Consider the following 20,288-nt stretch of genomic DNA (forward strand, 5'->3'; position numbering starts at 1 on the left):
TCGGCAATTTACGAGTGTAATTGCTTGAACAACTGATCGGCCTGCTCAACATTTAATTCCCCTTGCAGCACCTTCTGGATCAACGCTTGCATAGGCTGCGTAGAAGTTGACTCTACAGGCACTTGATTTGAGGCTTCCGCCGATTTGCTTAATTCCTTTGCTAAATATCTGGAAAATTCTTTAATGTTAGGATAGTCATACACTCTGGTTGCTGAAATAGAAGTTCCAAACCGTTTGTTCACGTCCTGTACCCACTCTACACCTATAATAGAATCCAGTCCCATGTCGATAAATTTATCGTCCCGGCCAATGTCCTTTTCGTCCATACTCAAGGATTTTGCAAGACTTTCAATTAGTTCCTTCTCCAAGGCATCAACCCGTACAGCCGCAGGCCCATTAGCAGATCGCTTGACCTCATTCTTGACAGCCAGTTGCGGTGAGGAAATGATAGGTTTAGGTTGCGGCGGAGCCGGCTTCACTTCTGCGGGCTTGGCTGCCTTTTTCGGTGTATCGGCTACCTTCTCGATGTCAGAAACTGAGCGCAGCAAAATACCCTGCGGTTTTTCAGGTACTTTCGCCAATGTCTGTACCTGCACATTATCATCGACAGCAGGAGGACTGAAAACAGGCTTTTGTGCCGGGATATCAACTTCAAGAGGTTCCATCTTGGTCTCCTTGGACTGGCTTCCGAACGTAGAGATCCAATAGCTCTCCTGAGCAAATGGATAGGTTGGCAGACTCATCCGACGAGGTCTGGCCTTTCCATAAAGCCTGTTCCAATCGAATAACAAGCCCTGAACCCAAAGCTCTGCCAGCTTTGTATACTTGCCCTTGCTTATCCAGACATCCACCAACTGTTCCATGTCCTTGTCTGCTTCAAGAACAGTCAGAATATCTTTATTTTTCTTTACCTGACCCGAATAGAGTCCGTCGATATCCTCATTCCCCGCCAGGAAGCTCTCCAGCTTTCCTTCAAGCTCCCTCGTAGACTTAGCTAAGACTGCTAACCGTTCTTCCATAGCTTCCCGTCCTACCTGAAGGGTAAATGCTATATCCTCCAAACTGGCTTCTGCGTATTCCGGTGCTCTGAGTGCAGAAAGCAATCTTTGTACCTGCTCGTACAAACGCTCTTGATTTTTGGCCGACAGCACGACCATGGCCGGGTTTTGCAATATCACGGCAGCTTGTCTAGTCTCCTGCACCTTAGGGATGTATTCCTCAATAAGCACATGTGCGTTGGAGCCTCCGGCGCCGAAAGAAGAAATACCTGCAATTCTCGGGTATTCAACGGTCTTTCCATTTATAGTGACGATCGGTCTTTTCCACTCTTCAAGCTCCTGCTGAACTATAAAAGGGCTATTGCTAAAGTCGATGTTCGGGTTGAGTATGTTTGAATGCAGCGAAGGTGCGATTTGTCCGTATTTGAGCTGAAGGAGCACCTTAGTCACTCCAGCAATCCCTGCCGCACTCTCACAATGCCCTATATTAGATTTTGCCGATCCAATGGCGCAGAACTGCGTGTCTTCCGTATATTTCCGGAAAACCTTTTGCAATCCAGCGATTTCAATAGGATCACCTAAAGATGTCCCCGTGCCGTGTGCTTCAATGTAACTGATTGTTCTGGGGTTTATTCCGGCTTTCTTAAATACCCTCCCAATCACACTGGCCTGCGCCTTGGGGTTCGGAACCGAAAAGCCATTGGTCTTCCCGCCGTGATTCACAGCGGTTCCCTTGATGACCCCGTATATGTGATCGCCGTCTGCAATTGCTTTGGTCAGCGGTTTGAGCAATACGGCCCCTACGCCTTCACCCGGCACATACCCATCTCCGCCTTCTCCGAAGCTTTCGCACCGACCCTTGCTTGATACGAATCTTCCCTGCCCAAGCATCAGGTATTTGTTCGGATGAATGGAGACATTGACACCTCCAGCAATGGCAAGCTCACACTCATCTTGCTGTAAGCTTTGGCAGGCTAAATGAATGGTCGTCAATGAGGATGAGCACATCGTATCCACAGCCATGCTCGGCCCGTGGAAATTACAGAAATAAGAAACTCGGTTTGCAATGGAGGCCGGATTCCCTGGTACGGCAATCATTTTGCCTCTAGCCTGCTCCTGCGCCCCATAAAGCTGGTATTCTTCATACATAACTCCGACAAAAACGCCTACATTCCTTTCCAAACCAAGCCCTTCTCGTGTATAGCCTGCATCCTCGATCGTTTCATAGACGCATTTTAGGAACAAGCGCTCCTGTGGATCGATGATTTCTGCTTCTCTAGGAGAGATGTTGAAAAACTTCGGATCAAATTGATCCACGCCTTTGATAAAGCCACCCCACTTGCTGTAAGCTTTTCCGGATTTGTCCGCTTCCTCGTCAAAGTGTATGCTGTGATCCCAACGCTCTTTGGGAATTTCCGTAATGCAGTCCTTTCCATTGCGCAGATTGTTCCAGAATTCCCCAACATTCTCCGCCTCAGGATACATGCCCGACAAGCCGATAATGGCAATATCCCCCGTACCGCCTACTGTTTCCGGCTGCGGTTGGAATTTTTTCTGATCCAGTAATTGTGTCTGAGCCGGCATTTCACGAGCTTCTCTTCGGCTACTGGAAAGTGGCCTTCCTGGGCTATCCTTCACAGTAGAAGACGTAAACGCTTGGACGGCATTAACCTCTTCCTCCATTCCAAGCAGTTGAATCAGCTGCTTCTGGTGAACTTCAAGAAAATATTGGGTCAGCTCCCGGATACTTTGGTATTCAAAAAACAACGTTTTGGGTAGTGTTCCGAATGTTTTCTCCAGTTCACGTGTCAGCTGTCTGATCATAATAGAGTCAATTCCATACTTCTCCATAGGGGCATCGACTTCAATTTGCCTTGCCGGCAGTCTGATCGATGCAGCAAGCAGTTGCTTTAAATAATTTGCCGCTTTTTCGGCAAGAAGATCTTGTCCGATTCCTGACTCCTTTCTGCTCTCCATAATCATAGAGGAGGCATCTTCAGCCTGATTCAGGGATGGCTGCTGCAAGAGCGTTTCTCTGAGCTGATTGGCACGCCCTTCCAATACCATGATTTGATCTTTTCCGGAAGCCAGACTTTGGTACAAAGCCCTCATTCCTGTATCGGTCTTCATAGCAAACATCCCCATTTCCTCCATGATTTGTTCCATTTCTCTATCAATACGCATTCCGCCTTCTTTCCACAGCGGCCAGTTGATAGAAAGCGTCTGCCCCTGACGTTGCTTCTGTTCTACAAGCGTATTGCGATATCTGGCATAGGCATCCATAAAGGCATTGGCAGCAGCATAGTCAGCCTGTCCTATATTCCCAAGGCTGCCGGCAACAGATGAATACAGGACAAAAAAGTCTAGCGGAAGATCCTTGCAGGCCTGATCCAGATTGATCAATCCTGTAACTTTTGGCGCCAATACTTTCTGCAATTCCTCCCCTGTTTTTTTTATAATGAAATTATCGCTGGTCACCCCAGCGCCGTGAACAATTCCGTCCAGCTTCCCAAACTCTTCCTGAATATCCCGGATCAAATCCTCAACCGCTCTTTTATCGGCGACATCGGCCTGTCGAAATACGACTCTTGCTCCTAGAGCCTCTATTTCCTCAATCCTTGCTTTGGTGTGACCGCGAAGCACAGATCGTCCAACGAGAATTAAAAGGGCATCTTTGGTCTGTCGTGCCATTTCTTCAGCCAGAATCAAACCAAGACTACCTGTTCCTCCGGTAATCAAATATACCCCTGAGTCCTTCCACGGAATACGGCCCGCTTCCCACGAGGATTGGATTTCTGTCCATGCGGCTGCATATCGTCTGCCCCACTGATAGCGGATATGTGTATCCATGGAGTTGCGGCTATTTTCTTGCAGGATATTTATAAGACCTGCTGCATCTTCCTCCACATCCACTTCGATCAGTTGGCCCACCAGTCCGGGATTCTCAAGCCGCGCTGTTTGTAAGAGTCCGTAAAGTCCCGAGTATACCTGTCTGTGATCCTGTACCGGAATGACAAGCTGAATCAATGTTTTGTGTTTGGATTGGGTTTTAAGCACATGTTGAATTTGCTCAAACACCTGAGCTGCATAAGTTCTAAACCGTGCATCCATGCTTTCCTCTTCGGATTGCAGGATGAGACAATGCACCCCGTTTATTTGTGATTCAATCATTTCCCCGGAAATAGGTGCTGGTTCACATAGAATTACCAGATGCTGCTGATAATTAGGTGCTGTTCCTCTCGGGGCAGGCGCTTGCTCTTCCCATACAGGCTCAAGCATCAAAGTCTCAGGTATCGTCAATTCATCTGATTCCCCTGATCCCCTAGTTCCTCCTTCTGCAATTCGTGATGAGAAGCCCTTCATGCTTACACAAACATTCCCCTGCACATCGCACAAATCAATATCGAGCTTTTGCACTGGACCATCCTGTCTGCTGCCTTCACGATAACGGACCCAAGCCCACATCTCTGATGTGGAGCCGCTAAACACCTCAAGCTCTTCCAATGCAAATGGTAAAGCTGGCTTTATAGAAGCTTTACCGTCAGACATGAGGTCTCCGCCTGTGCCCATAATCAGGCCTATGGACGCCTGCAAAGCGGAATCCATCAAGCTAGGGTGCATCATAAACTGTCCCAGGGTCTGGTAAACAGAAGAAGGCAAGGACAACTTGGCAAGTGCCTGACCCACGCCGGTATATATCTTTTCAATTCCTTGATGTCCCGGCCCATAGGAAACCTGCATCGCTGCAAACGCCTCATAACACTGCTGGGATGAATAGGTACCTAGATTGCACTGCTCCAGCAAGGCTTCAATATCTATGACAGGAATCTCGGCCAACGGAACAATCGCTGCGCTGCCTTCGCTATGCACAACTAGCTCCGTGTCCACTGATTCAGACTTGCTGTAGATTTCATAGGCAATTTCTCCGCCATCTTGCGGATAAAGCCCGATATTTATAGCAATCGGCCGCTCCTCAGCTACCACAGGCCGGAGCCATAATACATCTTTTAGACGAACACAAATCCGACTTTCTTCCAGAGATGTATCGACTTCCTCTACAGCCGCTCGCGCCATTTCAAGGTAGGCCACTCCAGGCAAAAGCTTCTGTCCCTTGATCACATGATCAGCAAGGAAAAATTCTCTTCCCGTAAATGTGGAGCTGAACTGAAGTCCATAAATATCGGACGTATTTCGCTGAAGCAAAGGATGAATGATGGCTGACGTCTCCTGCTTCGGCCCAACATTGTTTGCTCCGCTCAGCTTATTGGTATTGGTTATGCAATAACGTTCCCTGGCAAAAGGATAGGTAGGCAGGCTAATACGGTTCGGCTTATTCTTTCCGTACAGCACGTCCCAGTCAAAAACCGCGCCTTTTACCCAAAGGCGTGCGATTTGGGTATAGTCGCTTTCACTAACTAACGCCTCAATCGTCTCGGCCGCACCCTTTTGTGTTTCCCGGTCTCTATTTTCTTCTCTATAGCGTTTTGCCTGCCCCACATATAAGCTATGGATACCTTCTCGGCCTTCCACAAATCCCTTTAGCTTCTCCTCAAGCTCGGAGAGAGAAACTACAGTGAAGGCCAAACGTTCTTCCATCGCTTCGCGTCCCGCCTGCAGGGTATACGCTATATCTCCCAGAGTGCTGTCTGTGAACTGGCGCACCCGAATTGCAGCCAGCAATTGCCGTGCCTGATCTTGCAGCTGTGCTTCAGTCTTGGCTGACAGCACAACAATAGCCGGCTTTTGGGTAGCGAAGGTAACCGGCTCTTTCTCCTGATTTTCCGGAACATATTCCTCGATGATCAAATGGGCATTGACACCGCCGAATCCAAAAGAGCTGACCCCCGCTCTCCGAGGAATATTTTCCCCAGAAGCATCTTGCTGCTGCTTCCATTCCCTCGTCTCCTGAACGATATAGAATGGACTGTCTTCAAGTTTGATATAGGGATTCATTGCATCGCAATGAAGGCTTTTAACAAGTTTTTTATGCTTCAACTGAAGCAGCACTTTGATGACACCGGCGATCCCAGCAGCCAATTCCAGATGTCCGATATTGGTCTTCACTGAACCTAGGCCACAATGGGGTTCATTGATCCCGGGTCCCTTTATAGTCTCATAAAGCTCTTTAAAGGCTGCTTTCAGTCCGTTAATTTCAATTGGATCGCCTAATTCGGTGCCTGTTCCATGGGCCTCAATGTAAGAGACTGTCCTTGGGTCGATACCAGCCTTTGTATATGCATTTACCAGCAAATCCGCCTGTGCCCTCGGATTGGGGGCTGTCAGAGAATTGGCCCGGCCTCCGTGATTAACGGCTGTACCCCGAATTATGCCGTAAATATGGTCTCCAGCCTTTTCTGCATCCTTCAGCTTTTTCAGGAAAAGCATGCCCGCCCCTTCACCGCGCACGTAACCGTTGGCTTGATCAGAGAAGGTTTTGCATCGACCATCCTCACACAGCATCCCTGCTTTATTGAAGCTGATATGAAGCTCAGGTGTGATAATTACATTGACACCACCTGCAATTGCCATTTCGCAGCTTCCATCTTCTATAGCCTTTACTGCCCGGTGAATGGCCACCAGTGAACTGGAGCAAGCTGTTTCGACAGGCTCGCTCGGACCATGAATATTAAGGAAATAGCTCATACGATTGGGTCCCACCGACGGCGCCATTCCACTGGAGGAGTATGCCTCGACATCCACATTTCCCTGATAGATCATTCCGCTATAGCCGCTATTTGCGGTTCCTGTAAAGATGCCTGTACGGCTCCCAGATAGACCTGCTGCTTGAATCCCAGCATCTTCAATCGCCTTCCAAATATAAGTCATCAACAGGCGCTGCTGCGGGTCCATGAGTGCGGCTTCCCTCGGTGAAATTCCAAAAAATAAAGGGTCAAACTCATATATCCCGTCAATAAACCCGCCCCACTTGATGTTTGTTTTATTGCTCTCATCCGCAGGGTCACCGTAATATGCCTTCCAATCCCAGCGATCCTCAGGTATTTCAGTGATACAATCCCTGCCTTCCTCAAGATTTTTCCAAAACTCATCTACATCCCGGGCCATGGGAAAGACACCGCTTATGCCTACAATTGCAATAGGTTCAGAACCCGCCTGGGTCTGTTGCGGCATAGCTAGCACATTCTTGTTTGCAAATCGAAAACGCTGGCGTCTACTGCGGATGCAGTCTTCCCTATCCTCCTCTTCATTCTGCACAGAAGGCTCAGTCCGGGTCTGGACGAAAAACTGCTCACCAAGCAAGGTGGCATATTCGTCCACTAAATACCTGCAGAAGTCATGAAGTGTAGTGTATTCAAAGAATACGGCAGGTGTCAGCTCAAGTCGGTACAAGTGATTGATGTTGTTGGCAAATTGCGTGAGCAAGATGGAATCAAAGCCATACTCACTCAGTTCGACATAGGCATCAATATCTTCAAGTTTGACTTTCAGCAATTTCGATACCGCCTGCATCATGGCGGTCTGCACCTTGTCCAGCAGGTCCGGTGCGGCATTACTTTCAGTAGAAATTGCTGAAATAGTTGCTGAAGCACCCGCCACCTTTTCAAGCTGTCTGGTTTCCGGAATTGCTATTAAACCTACTGTTCTTTTCATTTTTTCGAGATTGCCTTCCATCACCATAACCTGATCAGCACCCGTAAGCATGGCACGGTACAAGGCCTGAATGCCGGAAGAAGTTGAAATACTGCCCATGCCTGTGTGCTGTTTTACCAGCTTCTCCGTCTCCTCATCAATATGCATCCCTCCTTCTTTCCATAGTGGCCAATTGATAGATAACGTTTGGCCCTGGCGCTGCTGCGATCCTGTCAAAGCGTTCCGGTATCTGGCGTAAGCATCCATAAAGGCATTAGCGGTAGAATAGTCCACCTGTCCCTGATTGCCCAGTCCTCCGGCTACCGACGAAAACAGAATGAAGAAGTCAAGAGGCAGGTTCTTACTCGCCTGATCCAAGTTCACTACCCCTAATACTTTGGGAGCGAGAACCTCCAGCATTTCCCTGCTATTTTTTTTGAGTATACGGTTGTCACGAATTACTCCTGCACTGTGAATGATGCCATTCAAGCTTCCGAATTCTGCCTCAATTTCCCGAATTAAATCAGCCACCGCCTGCTCCCGGGACACATCGGCCTGCTTATATGCTATTCGTGCTCCTAATGACTCCAATTTCTTTATCTCTGCCCGCTTGCCCTCATCCAGCGCGGAACGCCCCGTTAAAATCAACGCAACATTATGAACTTTATTTACAATCTCTTTGGCAAAAATAAGTCCCAAGCCACCAGCACCACCGGTAATGAGGTATACTCCGTTCTCCTTCCACGGGATGTCTACCATTTCCGGAGAAAACGGAACCTCGTTCCAACTGGAAATCCACCGTTTGCTTTTCCCATACCGGATCTGGATGTCTTCAGGACTCCAGCTGTTTTCTTTTAAAATATCTATGATTGCACTCGGGGCCTCATCCTGTTCAAGTTCTATCAACTGTCCCACCAGTTTTGGATGTTCTATTCTGGAGGTTTTTAAAAGACCCGAGAGCCCTGATACAAGCTGCTGCTCCTCCTGGTCGTTAGTGACAATTTGGATTAACACCTTGCCATGGTTTTTTTCGCTAAAAATTCTTTGCATCAGCTCAAGTACCTGAACGGCGTAACGCTGGAACTGTTCCCCGATTCTGTTTTGATCAGGTTGCAATAATATACATTGTGCGCCGCTTATTTGAGCTTCTACTTGTTCACAGGAAATCCCGGACGGCTGGCAAAGGATCACGACATGGCGATCATACACAGGTAAATCACCCTCTATGGTAACTCCCTGCTCTTTCCACACGGGTTCAAGCATCAAGGTACCAGAATTGGACTGCGCGTCTATGGAAATAGACTCTATATCCAAAATTCTTGATGAATAACCCTTTATTCTCACGCAGATCTCTCCGGTTTCGTCGCTCAGGTCAATATCTAGTTTCTGTGCCTTATCTCCCGCTTTACCGTCTGCACTGTATCGAATCAGCGCCCACATGGTGGAGCTGCAATTTTTTATAATTTCAACTTCCTGAATGGCATACGGCAGAGCGGGCTTAGTCTCGCCAGAGCCCAGCGTCAAGCCTATGGATGCCTGCAAAGCGGAATCGATCATGCTTGGATGCAAGACAAATTGGCTTTGAGTGTCAGAGACTGAGGAGGGCAATGATAGCTTCGCCAGCACCTGACCTTCTCCCGCATATACCATCTCAATCCCCTGATGCCCGGGACCGTAATCAATCCCCAAATCTCTGAAAACGCCATACAATGCTGTCGGATAAAAGCTTCTGCTGCATGTATCCTGCAAATCTTTTATATTCAATGCAGGAACCTCCACCGCCGATCTCCGTACCGCATTGCCGTAGCTATATATCATAAGCTCTGTATCACCGGCTCCGTTATTTCCATAAATCTCATATGAAATCTCTTGATCTTCATTCTGGAAAAGCCCGATATGCAACTGTATTGGGCCATCCTCTAGGGTAATAGGCCGTGCCCAAACCACGTTTTTAAGGCACATTCCGACCAGGTGGCCCTCATCCGTCCCTAGTGACTGCTCCACTGCCGCCCGCGCCATTTCAAGGGATGCAGCCCCAGACAGCACCTTGCGACCATTTACTACATGATCCTTCAGGAAAAACTCCTGACCTGTAAAAGTCGAGCTGAACCGCTGTTCAGAGAAATCGGAGGTGTTTTGGTGCAGCAAAGGATGAAGTGCAGCCGCAATGACAGAAGTCGTGCCTTTGCCTGCCTTATTGTCTAGCTCGGGCGCCCAGCACCGTTCTTTTGCAAAAGGATAGGTGGGTAGACTAATCCGGCGAGGCTTGATGTCCCCATACAGCTTGTTCCAATCCATCGTTAGACCCTGTACCCACAGCTCCGCAATTTTTTCTAATTTTCTCTTCTTGATCCAGGTTTCAAGCAAGGATTTGGCATCTTCATCTGCCTCAAAGAGCCCGATACCGTCTTTGCCCTTTTTCACCTGAGCCGTCAGGACTCCAGCTGGCAGATGATGATGAATCAATCCATCCAGCGCTTTTAGTAGATTATCTTTTGAATCTGCCACAAAAGCCAGACGATAGTTCAGCGGCTCACGGCTCACCTGCAGCGTATACGCCATATCAGCCAAATTAAGATTTGGCTGATATGCAATAAAGTTTCTCATGTTTTCGGCATAGGTTACTAATTGCTTCTCATTTTTGGCAGACAATACGAAAAGAACGGGACTATGCGGTTCGTCGTCTACTGGTAATTTTCCAACCTCAGGACGATATTCTTCAATAATAAGATGGGCATTGGTACCGCTAAAACCAAAAGAGCTCACAGCGGCACGTCTTTTGTTCCCGCGAGAAGGTTCCCAGTCCTTTAATTGTGTATTTACATAAAATGGAGAACCATCAAAATCAAAATGCTCATTCGGGTTCTTGAAATTCAGTGTCGGTACCAGTTTCTTATGCTTCATGCATAATAGCACTTTTTGTATGCTTGCTACGCCTGCTGCTGCCGAAGTATGCCCGATATTACTCTTTACCGAGCCTATGGCACAGAACTTCTTCTGATCTGTTTTTTCTTTGAAAGCTTCTGATAAAGCCTCCAATTCAATAGGATCGCCCAGCTTGGTGCCTGTCCCATGCATTTCAACATAGCTAATACTTTCGGGTTCAATCTGATACTTATTGTATATCTCCTGCTCAAGCTCTATTTGGCTGTTTGCGCTTGGCGCGGTAATTCCGTTGGTTTTTCCATCCTGATTGATCCCAGTTCCGATAATAACCCCATAGATGTGATCCCGGTCAGCTTCCGCATCCTTTAGCCGCTTCAGAACCAGCCCCCCTGCTCCTTCGCCTGGAACAAAGCCGTTGGCACTGTTGTCAAATGTCTTACACTGACCATCTGGTGATAACATTCCCGATGCAGACATACCTATATAGGATTCCGGGGTCAGGTATAAGGACACACCGCCGACCAGCGCCATTTCAATCTCTTTATTTGATAAAGCCTGGCAAGCAAGGTGAGTAGCCACCAGCGATGAGGAGCATGCCGTATCCACAGATATGGCAGGTCCTTTCAGATTAAGAAAATAGGAAATACGAGCCGCTGCAATAGCGTTGCTATTCCCGGTAGTATTGCTGAACTGTGCTTCATTCTTGTAGCGCATCATACTATACTCATTATTTAAAATGCCAAGATAAACGCCGCATTTTTTATTTCCCAACTGCGAGCCGCTATAACCTGCATCCTCAAAGGCTTTATAGGCTTCTTGCAAAAAGATGCGCTGCTGCGGGTCCATCCCTTCCGCCTCGGTAGGAGATATATTAAAAAATAACGGGTCAAAATATTCGATATCCTCCAGGGCACCCAGCCACTTGCAATTTACTTTCCCCTCTTGTGCCGGACGCGGATCATACAACGGGTCTACGTCCCAGCGGTTCTTCGGGATTTCAACAATGGAGTTTTGGCCTTGAGCGAGATTTTTCCAATATTGCTGTACATCTTCGGCACCAGGATATCTTCCCGAAATCCCGACAATTGCAATTGCATCTTGATTTTCCGAAGTTGCTGACACTGATTCCTCTTCTGCTTTTATCCGACGCAATGGCACCGTTTCCGCTTTAGGCAACTGCGCTGGAGAGCATTGGATCGTGTCTGTTCGCGGCAAATGGACTTCTGCTATAGGTTTGTCCGTGCCTGTGACTGTGTCCAAGGGCTGCTGAACGAAGCTTTTCTTACCCCCATGCTTATTGATTTCTTGTGCCAAAAACTCGGTAAATTGCAGAATAGTCGGATAGTCGTAGACCTTGGTAGCTGCAATGGATGTGCCGTAGCGCTTATTCATATTTCGAATCCATTCTACGCCTATAATGGAATCCAATCCGATGTCTATAAAGTTTCTATCTGCCTCAATCTCGCTCTGTTCCATGTATAAGGCTTCAGCTAGGCTTGCCGTCAGTTCTTCCTGTAATTGCTCTGTAGAGACACCAGACGGAGTTGTGCCGAATTGCGGCTGCTTTTCAGGCGATATCGGCATCAAATGGACTTGAAGTGAACTCTCTGCCTGCTTATTCATTTCCAATGATACGAGCGGCGGTAAATGCTTCGCAGGTGCCTGATCTGGGATAGACGCAGCAGAAGACGGCATGATTAATTCGGCCTCACGACCGCCCAATTCCTTTTCTAAAAATTTGCTAAACTCCCGTATGGTCGGATAATCGTAGACTTTTGTCGCTGTTATGGATGTGTGGTAGTGTTTATTAATGTTTCGAATCCACTCTACGCCTATAATGGAATCCAATCCAAGATCAACAAAGTTTTTATCCTCATCGATCTCGTCCCGATCTATATATAAAGCTTGCGCCAGACTTGTTGTCAGCTCCTCCTGCAATATTTCTGACGATATGGATAGGGCAGGAGCCACAGGCGTCTGTTCTTCCGCCTTTTTGTCCTTCTCTGATGTAGGCATTACCCCTTCTGGAGAAGTTAAAATAATCGGAGACCCCTGCTGGTTGGCAGACTTACTAAGCTGCGGCTGACTGTCCGACAAATTCCGTAAGGAAATCCCGCTTGGTTTTTCAGAACTACTGGAAAAACCGGATAGCATTAAAGCTTCAGGAGGTGCAGGCTCCATCACTTGAGATTGAACATGAACTGCTTTTTCTTGAGATTCACTAGGGATTCTTTCTACAGATGGGATCGTAATATCCGTGATCCAATACCGCTCCTTTGCAAAAGGATAGGCTGGCAAGCTTATTCTCTGCGGCTTGGCATCTCCATAAAGCATGCTCCAGTCCATCGCCAGTCCCTTCACCCAAAGATCTACAATCTTCGCATATTTCCGTTTCCCGATCCAGGCAGTGATCGTTTTTTCCATATCTTCATCTTCTATCAGTGCGGACAGTGCCTCTTTATTTCGCTTGACCTGTCCTCGGTACAGTTCGGATATCCCATCGTGGCCTTCTAGAAATCCTTCCAGCTTTTCCACCAGTGCTGGCATCGATTCGGCAATGACCGCCAGGCGTTCTTCCATCGCTTCACGTCCTACCTGGAGCGTGTAGGCTGCATCAGCCAGATTGCTTTCTGTGACCTCTCCTTTCCCGATCACGGACAGTAATCTCTCGACCTGCTGTTTCAGTCGTTCCTCATTTTTGGCCGACAACACAATAATAACGGGGTTGTGAGCTGTCACACGGATGGGCGCCTTCTCTTCCGGAACGTACTCTTCAATGATGACATGGGCATTGGCGCCTCCTGCTCCAAACGATGAAATCCCAGCCATTCTCGGGTATTCCTGGGTCTCTCCACCGAGCTCAACTACCGGCCGCTTCCATTCCTCCAGCTCCTGCTGGACAACAAACGGCGTCTGCTCAAAAGGAATGTTCGGATTTAGTTCCTGGGCGTGCAGGCTGGGAACCAGCGTCCGGTTTTTCATCTGCAGGACAATTTTCCCAATCCCTGCGATGCCCGCTGCCGCCTCCAAATGTCCGATGTTGGACTTCACAGAGCCCACGGCGCAAAATCCTTTGTCTGCCGTATCCTTCCTGAAGGCCTGGGTCAGACCGGTTACTTCAATAGGATCTCCCAGTTCTGTACCGGTTCCGTGAGCTTCAATATAGCTGATGGTCCGGGCATGTACCCCGGCTCGCTCTAGTGCTGACCGGATCAGCTCCCCTTGAGCAGTCGGGTTAGGCACTGTATACCCGTTAGTCTTGCCTCCATGGTTGATACTCGTTCCCCGGATGAGCGCATGGATCGGGTCTCCATCTGCTATCGCCTTGGACAGCGGCTTCAATAGCACGACCCCCACGCCTTCTCCTGGGACAAAGCCGTTGCCTCCCTTTCCGAAGCTCTTGCACTGCCCGTCTATGGACAGCATCTGGTTCGCGCAAAGTCCGACATAGCTCAGCGGATGCAAATACAGGTTCACTCCCCCTGCCATAGCCAGCTCGCATTCTCCACGGTACAGATGCTCACACGCTTCATGAATCGCGGTCAACGAAGACGAACACATCGTATCCACCGGCATGCTTGGTCCCTGCAAATTGAACAGGTACGAAATTCGGTTGGCTACCGAGCTAAAGGAAGTGTGAGGGAATATTTGCGCTCCCTTTCTCCATAGATCAAGACCGTACAGATCAAATCCTGTTTTGGTAATTCCCGCAAATACACCTACCCGGCTGTTATGTCGTACTGCAAGCTGTTCTCTGGTGTAGCCTGCATTCTCCATCGCTTCCCAGCAGGCTTCAATGAACAGCCTTTCCTGAGGGTCCATACTGAGTGCTTCCCGCGGTGCAATATTAAAAAACAGTGGATCGAATTCCGCAAATCCCTCGATAAAGCCGCCCCACTTGCTGTAACTTTTACCATGCGCAGCCGCTTCTTCTTTGTCAGGCTGGAAGAATCCTTCCAGCGACCAGCGTTCCTGCGGGATTTCGCCGATACAATCCTTCCCTGCTTTGAGATTTTCCCAATATTCGTTCATGTCCTTCGAACCTGGATACTTACCTGCCATACCAATGATGGCGATCGGTTCTCGTGTTTCCTCTGCGCCAGACTGCACATAGCTTCGAACCGGCTTCACGTAGCTTCGGGTAAGCTTCGCTGTCGCCTCTTCCGCAATCGTTTGTTCCGCAACTGACGCGCTTTCTTCTTCGGCACACCGGGTTGCCGCAGTCGTTTCCTCCACCAGCTGCATGTCTGGACTCATTCCGACCCACTGCATGCACTCCGGTGCGTATTCCGCCACTAAATGTTCTGCCAGGGCACGCAAGGTCTGGTACTCATAAAACAGCGTCTTGGACAGCTCGCCAAAAGATCCTGCCAGCTTGGCATTCAGTTGGGTAATCATAATGGAATCAATGCCATAGCGCTCTAGCGGTTCATGAGCTTCAATGCTACCAACGCTCAGCCGGGTCACCTCTCCCAACAGCGCCTTGAGATGATGCAAAGTTTTATCGTAAAGTAAGGCCGCATCCAGCTTTGGTGCAGATGCCTGTATCGCACGGATACTGATATGCGGAACGGATTTCGTCAGATAGGCCTCGATTTTTTCAGGCTCTCCTTCTAGGACCATCACCTGCTCTTTGCTTGAGGACAGGCATTGGTACAACGCCTGAATGCCCGACTCAGTTTGTAGGGTCGTAACGCCCATGTTCTGTCTCATGAGCTTTTCCGTGTCCGCATCGATCCGCATCCCACCCTCTTTCCACAGCGGCCAGCGGATGGATAGCGTCCGGCCCCGTCGTTGCTTGGCTTCCACCAGGGTATTTCGGTATGCCGCATACGCGTCCATAAAGGCGTTGGCGGTGGCATAATCGGCCTGTCCCGGATTGCCCAGGCTACCCGAGATGGAGGAAAAGAGCACGAAGAAATCCAGATCCTGACCGCTGCTTGCCTCATCCAGATGGACCAGCCCTTGGACCTTCGGTCCCAGCACCTCGATAAATTCTTCCCTGCTTTTCTTGAGAATGAAGTTATCGTGAATCACCCCTGCACAGTGAATAATCCCGTGGACACGCCCAAATTCCTCCCGGATGCTTTTCAGCAAGCCAGTCACCGTGTTCCTGTCGGTGATATCCCCCTGCTTATACACCACTTTGGCCCCTAAGGACTCCAGCTCTTTTAGCCGCGTCTGCTTGTTTCCATCCAGCGACGACCGGCCTGTCAGAATCAAGGTCGCTGCTCGGGTATGCCGAACCAGCTCTTCTGCAACAAGCAGCCCCAGACCGCCAAAGCCGCCGGTAATAAGATAAACGCCACCGTCTTTCCATGGCAACTTCTCATCCGGCCGAGATGGCTCGAACCTGCTCCAGCAAGCGGTTTTCCGTTGACCGCCTTCATAGCGAATCCATCCATCCACCGGACTGCGGCTGTTTTCCTCCAGCTTCGCCCGCAGGCTTTCCTCAGATTCTCCCTGTTCCACTTCGATCAATTGGCCGATGAGTTTCGGATTTTCCAGCCGGGCGGTCTTCAGCAGACCCGAAAGTCCCGAAAAGAGCTGCCCTTCTCCAGCCGCCGCCACGACAAGCTGAACCAGCACCCTTCCAGCAGGCTTGTCTTTAAGAATGCTTTGGATGCTCTCAAAGGTCTGAACTGCATAGGCCTGAAACCGCTCATCCACCCGGCTTTTCCCGGATGAGAAGGCCAAGACCTGCGCCGCTCCGTTCACTCTCGCTTCAAGCCGTTCAGGCAAAGCCTCGTCCGGCTCACACAGCAAGATGATACGACGGTCATAAGCAGGGGCTTCGACCTCCGGCGGTACGTTCTGCTCCTTCCAAACTGGCTCCAGCAGCAGGGTATGGCTAGCTGTAGCCACTGGTTTTGCCTCTGGTCTAGAAATCGTTAATTCGATTTCACTTTCTATACCTATGCTCTTAGCCATTTGAGCTTCATTCCCAGGCGCCCAATACCGCTCTTTTGCAAAAGGATAAGTTGGTAGCGGAATTCTGGAGTACTGTTCATTTGAAAACAAACGCTCAAAGTCTAACGGATATCCCTGAACATATAAATCCGCAATCGTAGTTAAAAACTCCAAATACTCGCGGGCATCACCTGCATTTTGACAGTTTTGGATACATTCATTTCCATATCTTTTCAAGGACGATTGAATGCGTTGGTCTTTTTCGTGTAGTTCAGAATAATAAACTTGAGAAGAACTGCCTTTTTCCAGCCACCTTTTAAGGGACATGACAAGCTCACCTTGATTGCGGGCAACACATGCAAGCCGATGATTGCAGTGCTTTCTCCCAAGCAATAATGTATAGCTCATGTTACCGCAGTCTGCCTCAGGCTCCTGTTCGCAATATGCAATCAGTTGCTCCACCTGGCGGCGTAATTGTTGTGAAGTCCGGGCGGACAGCGGAATGAAATAAGCCGGCTTTTCGGAATGTCTTCGTTTTGTATGTGGAGCCTCTTCGATGACCATGTGGGCATTAGTTCCACTGGCACCAAAGGAGCTAACCGCAGCACAACGTCTGGCTTCAGGCTCAATCAACCAATTCTGCAGTTGCGTATTGACATAAAAAGGGCTATCCGCAAACTGAATATTGGAATTGCCTGATTGGAAATGAAGTGAAGGCGGAATCTGCTCATGTTTTAATGACAATAACAGCTTAATTACTCCTGTAATTCCTGCCGCAATTTGCGTATGGCCGATATTCGTTTTAATGGACCCGATCGCGCAATATTCCTTCTTGTCCGTATACTTTCTAAATGTTCGCGTCAATGCCTGATATTCAATTGGGTCTCCCAATTTGGTACCTGTCCCATGCGCTTCCACCAATTGGATTTGCTCTGGATGAATATGAAAAGTATCGTACACATATTGCTCCAGTCGCTCCTGAGACTTCTGGCTTGGTGCAGTAAGTCCATTCGTGGTGCCGTCCTGATTAATCGCTGAACCTAAAATCACCCCATAGATGTGGTCACCATCGGTAACTGCTTCGTCAAGCCGTTTGAGCACAACCGCGCCAACAGCTTCTCCCGGAACCATACCGTCTGCCCTATCATCAAAGGTATAACAGTGCCCTGTGTGAGACAGCATTCCTGCCCTATCACCATATAAATAGCAGCGAGGGGTAGTATGAATATACACCCCACCAGCTAAAGCCATATCCGTTTCCCCGGACCATAAGCTTTGGCAAGCAAGATGGGCAGCAACTAACGAACTGGAACAAGCTGTATCTACAGCTATCGCCGGTCCATGAAGATTCAAGTAGTAGGAAATTCTGGCGGGAATCACGGAGCCCATATGACCCCACAGTGCTTGCGGAGGCAGGTCTTCACCCAGCAATCGCTGGTAATCGCCTTCGGCACAGCCTACATAAACTCCGCACCGACGCCCATCCATCCCTGTACCCGCATAGCCCGCATCCTCTAGAGCATGCCATGCTTCCTCGAGAAACAACCGCTGCTGCGGATCCATGTAAGTCGCTTCCAGCCCTGAAATATTGAAAAAAAGCGGATCGAACTTATCAATATCCTCCAAAAAGCTTCCATAATTGCAGTAGCTCGCATTTTTTTCCTGATATTTTGAAAGATCCCACCGAGTCACCTCTTTTACTAAATCGTCGCCATTCTTAAGGTGATTCCAAAGCTCATCTACATTGTCAGACCCGGCAAATCGCCCGCTCATTCCAATAATCGCAATCGGCTCTCTTTGCGCTAAATCCTTCCCTTTATTCTCCTGTTTAGGTCTCTCTGGCTCAATGGATGCACGTGCCGTTTGAACCGGATTAAACGTATAATCCTTATCCTTATCCTCAATCGCTTGGATTTCACGGCTTGCATCTTTTCTATCCTCTATTGAATCAGCATTGTGTCCCAAGGCCTGTAAAACGGTATCGCCAAATTGGCTTAAAATGTATACCGTCAGTTGTTTTACCGAACTGTAATCAAAGATGTCTGTAGTCTGCAAATGAATGCCCAGCCCCTGATTGACATCCTGTACAAAGTTGACGCCAAGAATAGAGTCCAAGCCATAATCTGCGAATGACTCATGGACATCAATCATTGAAAAGTCCACATTCAAGGCCTCTGCCAACTTCTCTACAATAAGCTCCCTGACATGCTCTTCAGCCATTTCATCGGTTACATCAGTAGCTGGTTGAATCCCTGTGTCACGCTGTTTCAATGGAAGCTTGTCATGTTCAAGCTCCTGTTGATGCCGAAGCATACCATCACTTTCAGCCACAATAATTTGTTGGCCTACTTCATGTGCTTCCTGAGCAGGGAAAAAGACGGACCGGAATCCCTCGTTTTCCAATACCTCCTGCCAACGTTCAGGGTATAAACCGGGGGAGCCCGGAATACGCAGTTCAGGGTCATTATAAAGCCACCATCCCTCCAACAAGCCAAAGGTTAAGTGGTTTAACAGCGAGTTTCCACTGATTTCATTGATAAGAATCAGGCCGTTTTTTCGCAGCGCTGCTTTGACATTGCCTAACGTATGCCGAATGTTCCTCGTGGCGTGCAGGACATTGGTGGCAATCGCAATATCATATCCGCCCGTGTCGATATCTTGTCCCACAGCCGACTCTTCCACATTAAAAATTTTATAAGTCAGGTAAGGATTTCGCGGGCCATACTCTTTTTGTGCATGCAATAAAAATGCTCTGGATTTATCGGTATAGCAGTATTCATGAATATGTTCCTGATAAGGTCGAAGCTTATGGAAGAGCATAGCACTGGTTCCTCCGGTGCCTGCACCAATTTCAATGATTCGAATCGACCCTGTCGGGTCATGCTTAAGCCGTTCATTCAAGTAGGAAACCACAATATCCCCCAGCACTTCATTAAAGTAATCTGCTGCAGGACTATTTTTATATATGCCTTCCACCAGCTTCATGGAGGACTGAGGAAAAACAATGTCGGTGGCAGGTATGTTTCCGGTCAAAATTTCCGGCAACTTACGCAATGTTGATTCTACGAGTACAACCCAGGCCGAGAGATCCGGATTTTTCAGCCATTCACTTTTCTTCAATTCCCATTCCTTCCATACAGCCTGCACATCAACCGAAGCGGTATCCGTTACGCTATAAGAGTCTCCTTTGCGATAAAAATAATGATTCCGTGCCAATACCTCTATGCTTTCTTCAAGCCAGCGATCGTATAAACTCAGCAATGCTGTTTTAGTTTTAAAATCATCAATCATAGCTTTCTTGTTCATATGTGCATAAGGGAATAATCCCATCAACTGCAAATACCCCCATAGCAATTTGCATAAGACATCATTCATTTCCTTCATCTGTAAGCCTCCTCATCCGATTAGTCCCTCGCGTCGCCCCATCCTGTTCCGAGTAAGCTTGGTTGTCGACCATAGTCGAAGGAATTCTTTCGTATTCAGCCGCTAGATAAGAAATATCTGGCATCTTCTTCATTTTGACACTGGTGGAAATGTGGCTCTGAATATTCTGGATATACGAAGGAATAGCTTCGGAATTTGGATCGTCGCTTTCTTTTCCATTCATTTGCGAAATATTTGCCGCTACCGTAGATGCTTTTTGATCGATAAATATATTCGTTGGCTGTACAGATTTGGTAGATTCAAAGGAAGCCTGCTTGGTTTTAATATCCGTGATCCAATACCGCTCCTTTGCAAAAGGATAGGCTGGCAGACTCATTCTCTGCGGCTTGACATCTCCATAAAGCATGCTCCAATCCATCGCCAGTCCCTTTACCCAAAGATCTACTATCTTCGTGTATTTCCGTTTTCCGATCCAAGCAGCGATCATTTTTTCCATATCTTCATCTTCTAGCAGTGCGGACA

At 48.3% G+C, this 20,288-nt stretch carries 2 protein-coding genes (1 of these 2 cut by a window edge); both read right to left on the reverse strand.

Annotated features, from left to right (window positions below; translation table 11 throughout):
* Positions 1 to 8: 8 nt before the first annotated feature.
* On the reverse strand, positions 9 to 19,766 hold the full coding sequence (locus tag PPM_RS16725; RefSeq protein WP_013371934.1) for an SDR family NAD(P)-dependent oxidoreductase: 19,758 nt from the start codon (positions 19,764 to 19,766) through the stop codon (positions 9 to 11).
* Positions 19,750 to 20,288 carry the final stretch of a non-ribosomal peptide synthetase gene (locus PPM_RS16730; RefSeq protein WP_016324524.1) on the reverse strand. The gene runs 10,594 nt beyond the window's last position, so 539 of the gene's 11,133 nt are visible here — the last part of the coding sequence; its start codon lies off the right edge, out of view — the gene reads right to left on this strand; the stop codon is at positions 19,750 to 19,752. Before PPM_RS16730 ends, PPM_RS16725 begins: the two co-directional genes overlap by 17 nt.

The organism is Paenibacillus polymyxa M1 (genome assembly GCF_000237325.1).
Taxonomy (GTDB): Bacteria; Bacillota; Bacilli; order Paenibacillales; family Paenibacillaceae; genus Paenibacillus; species Paenibacillus polymyxa_C.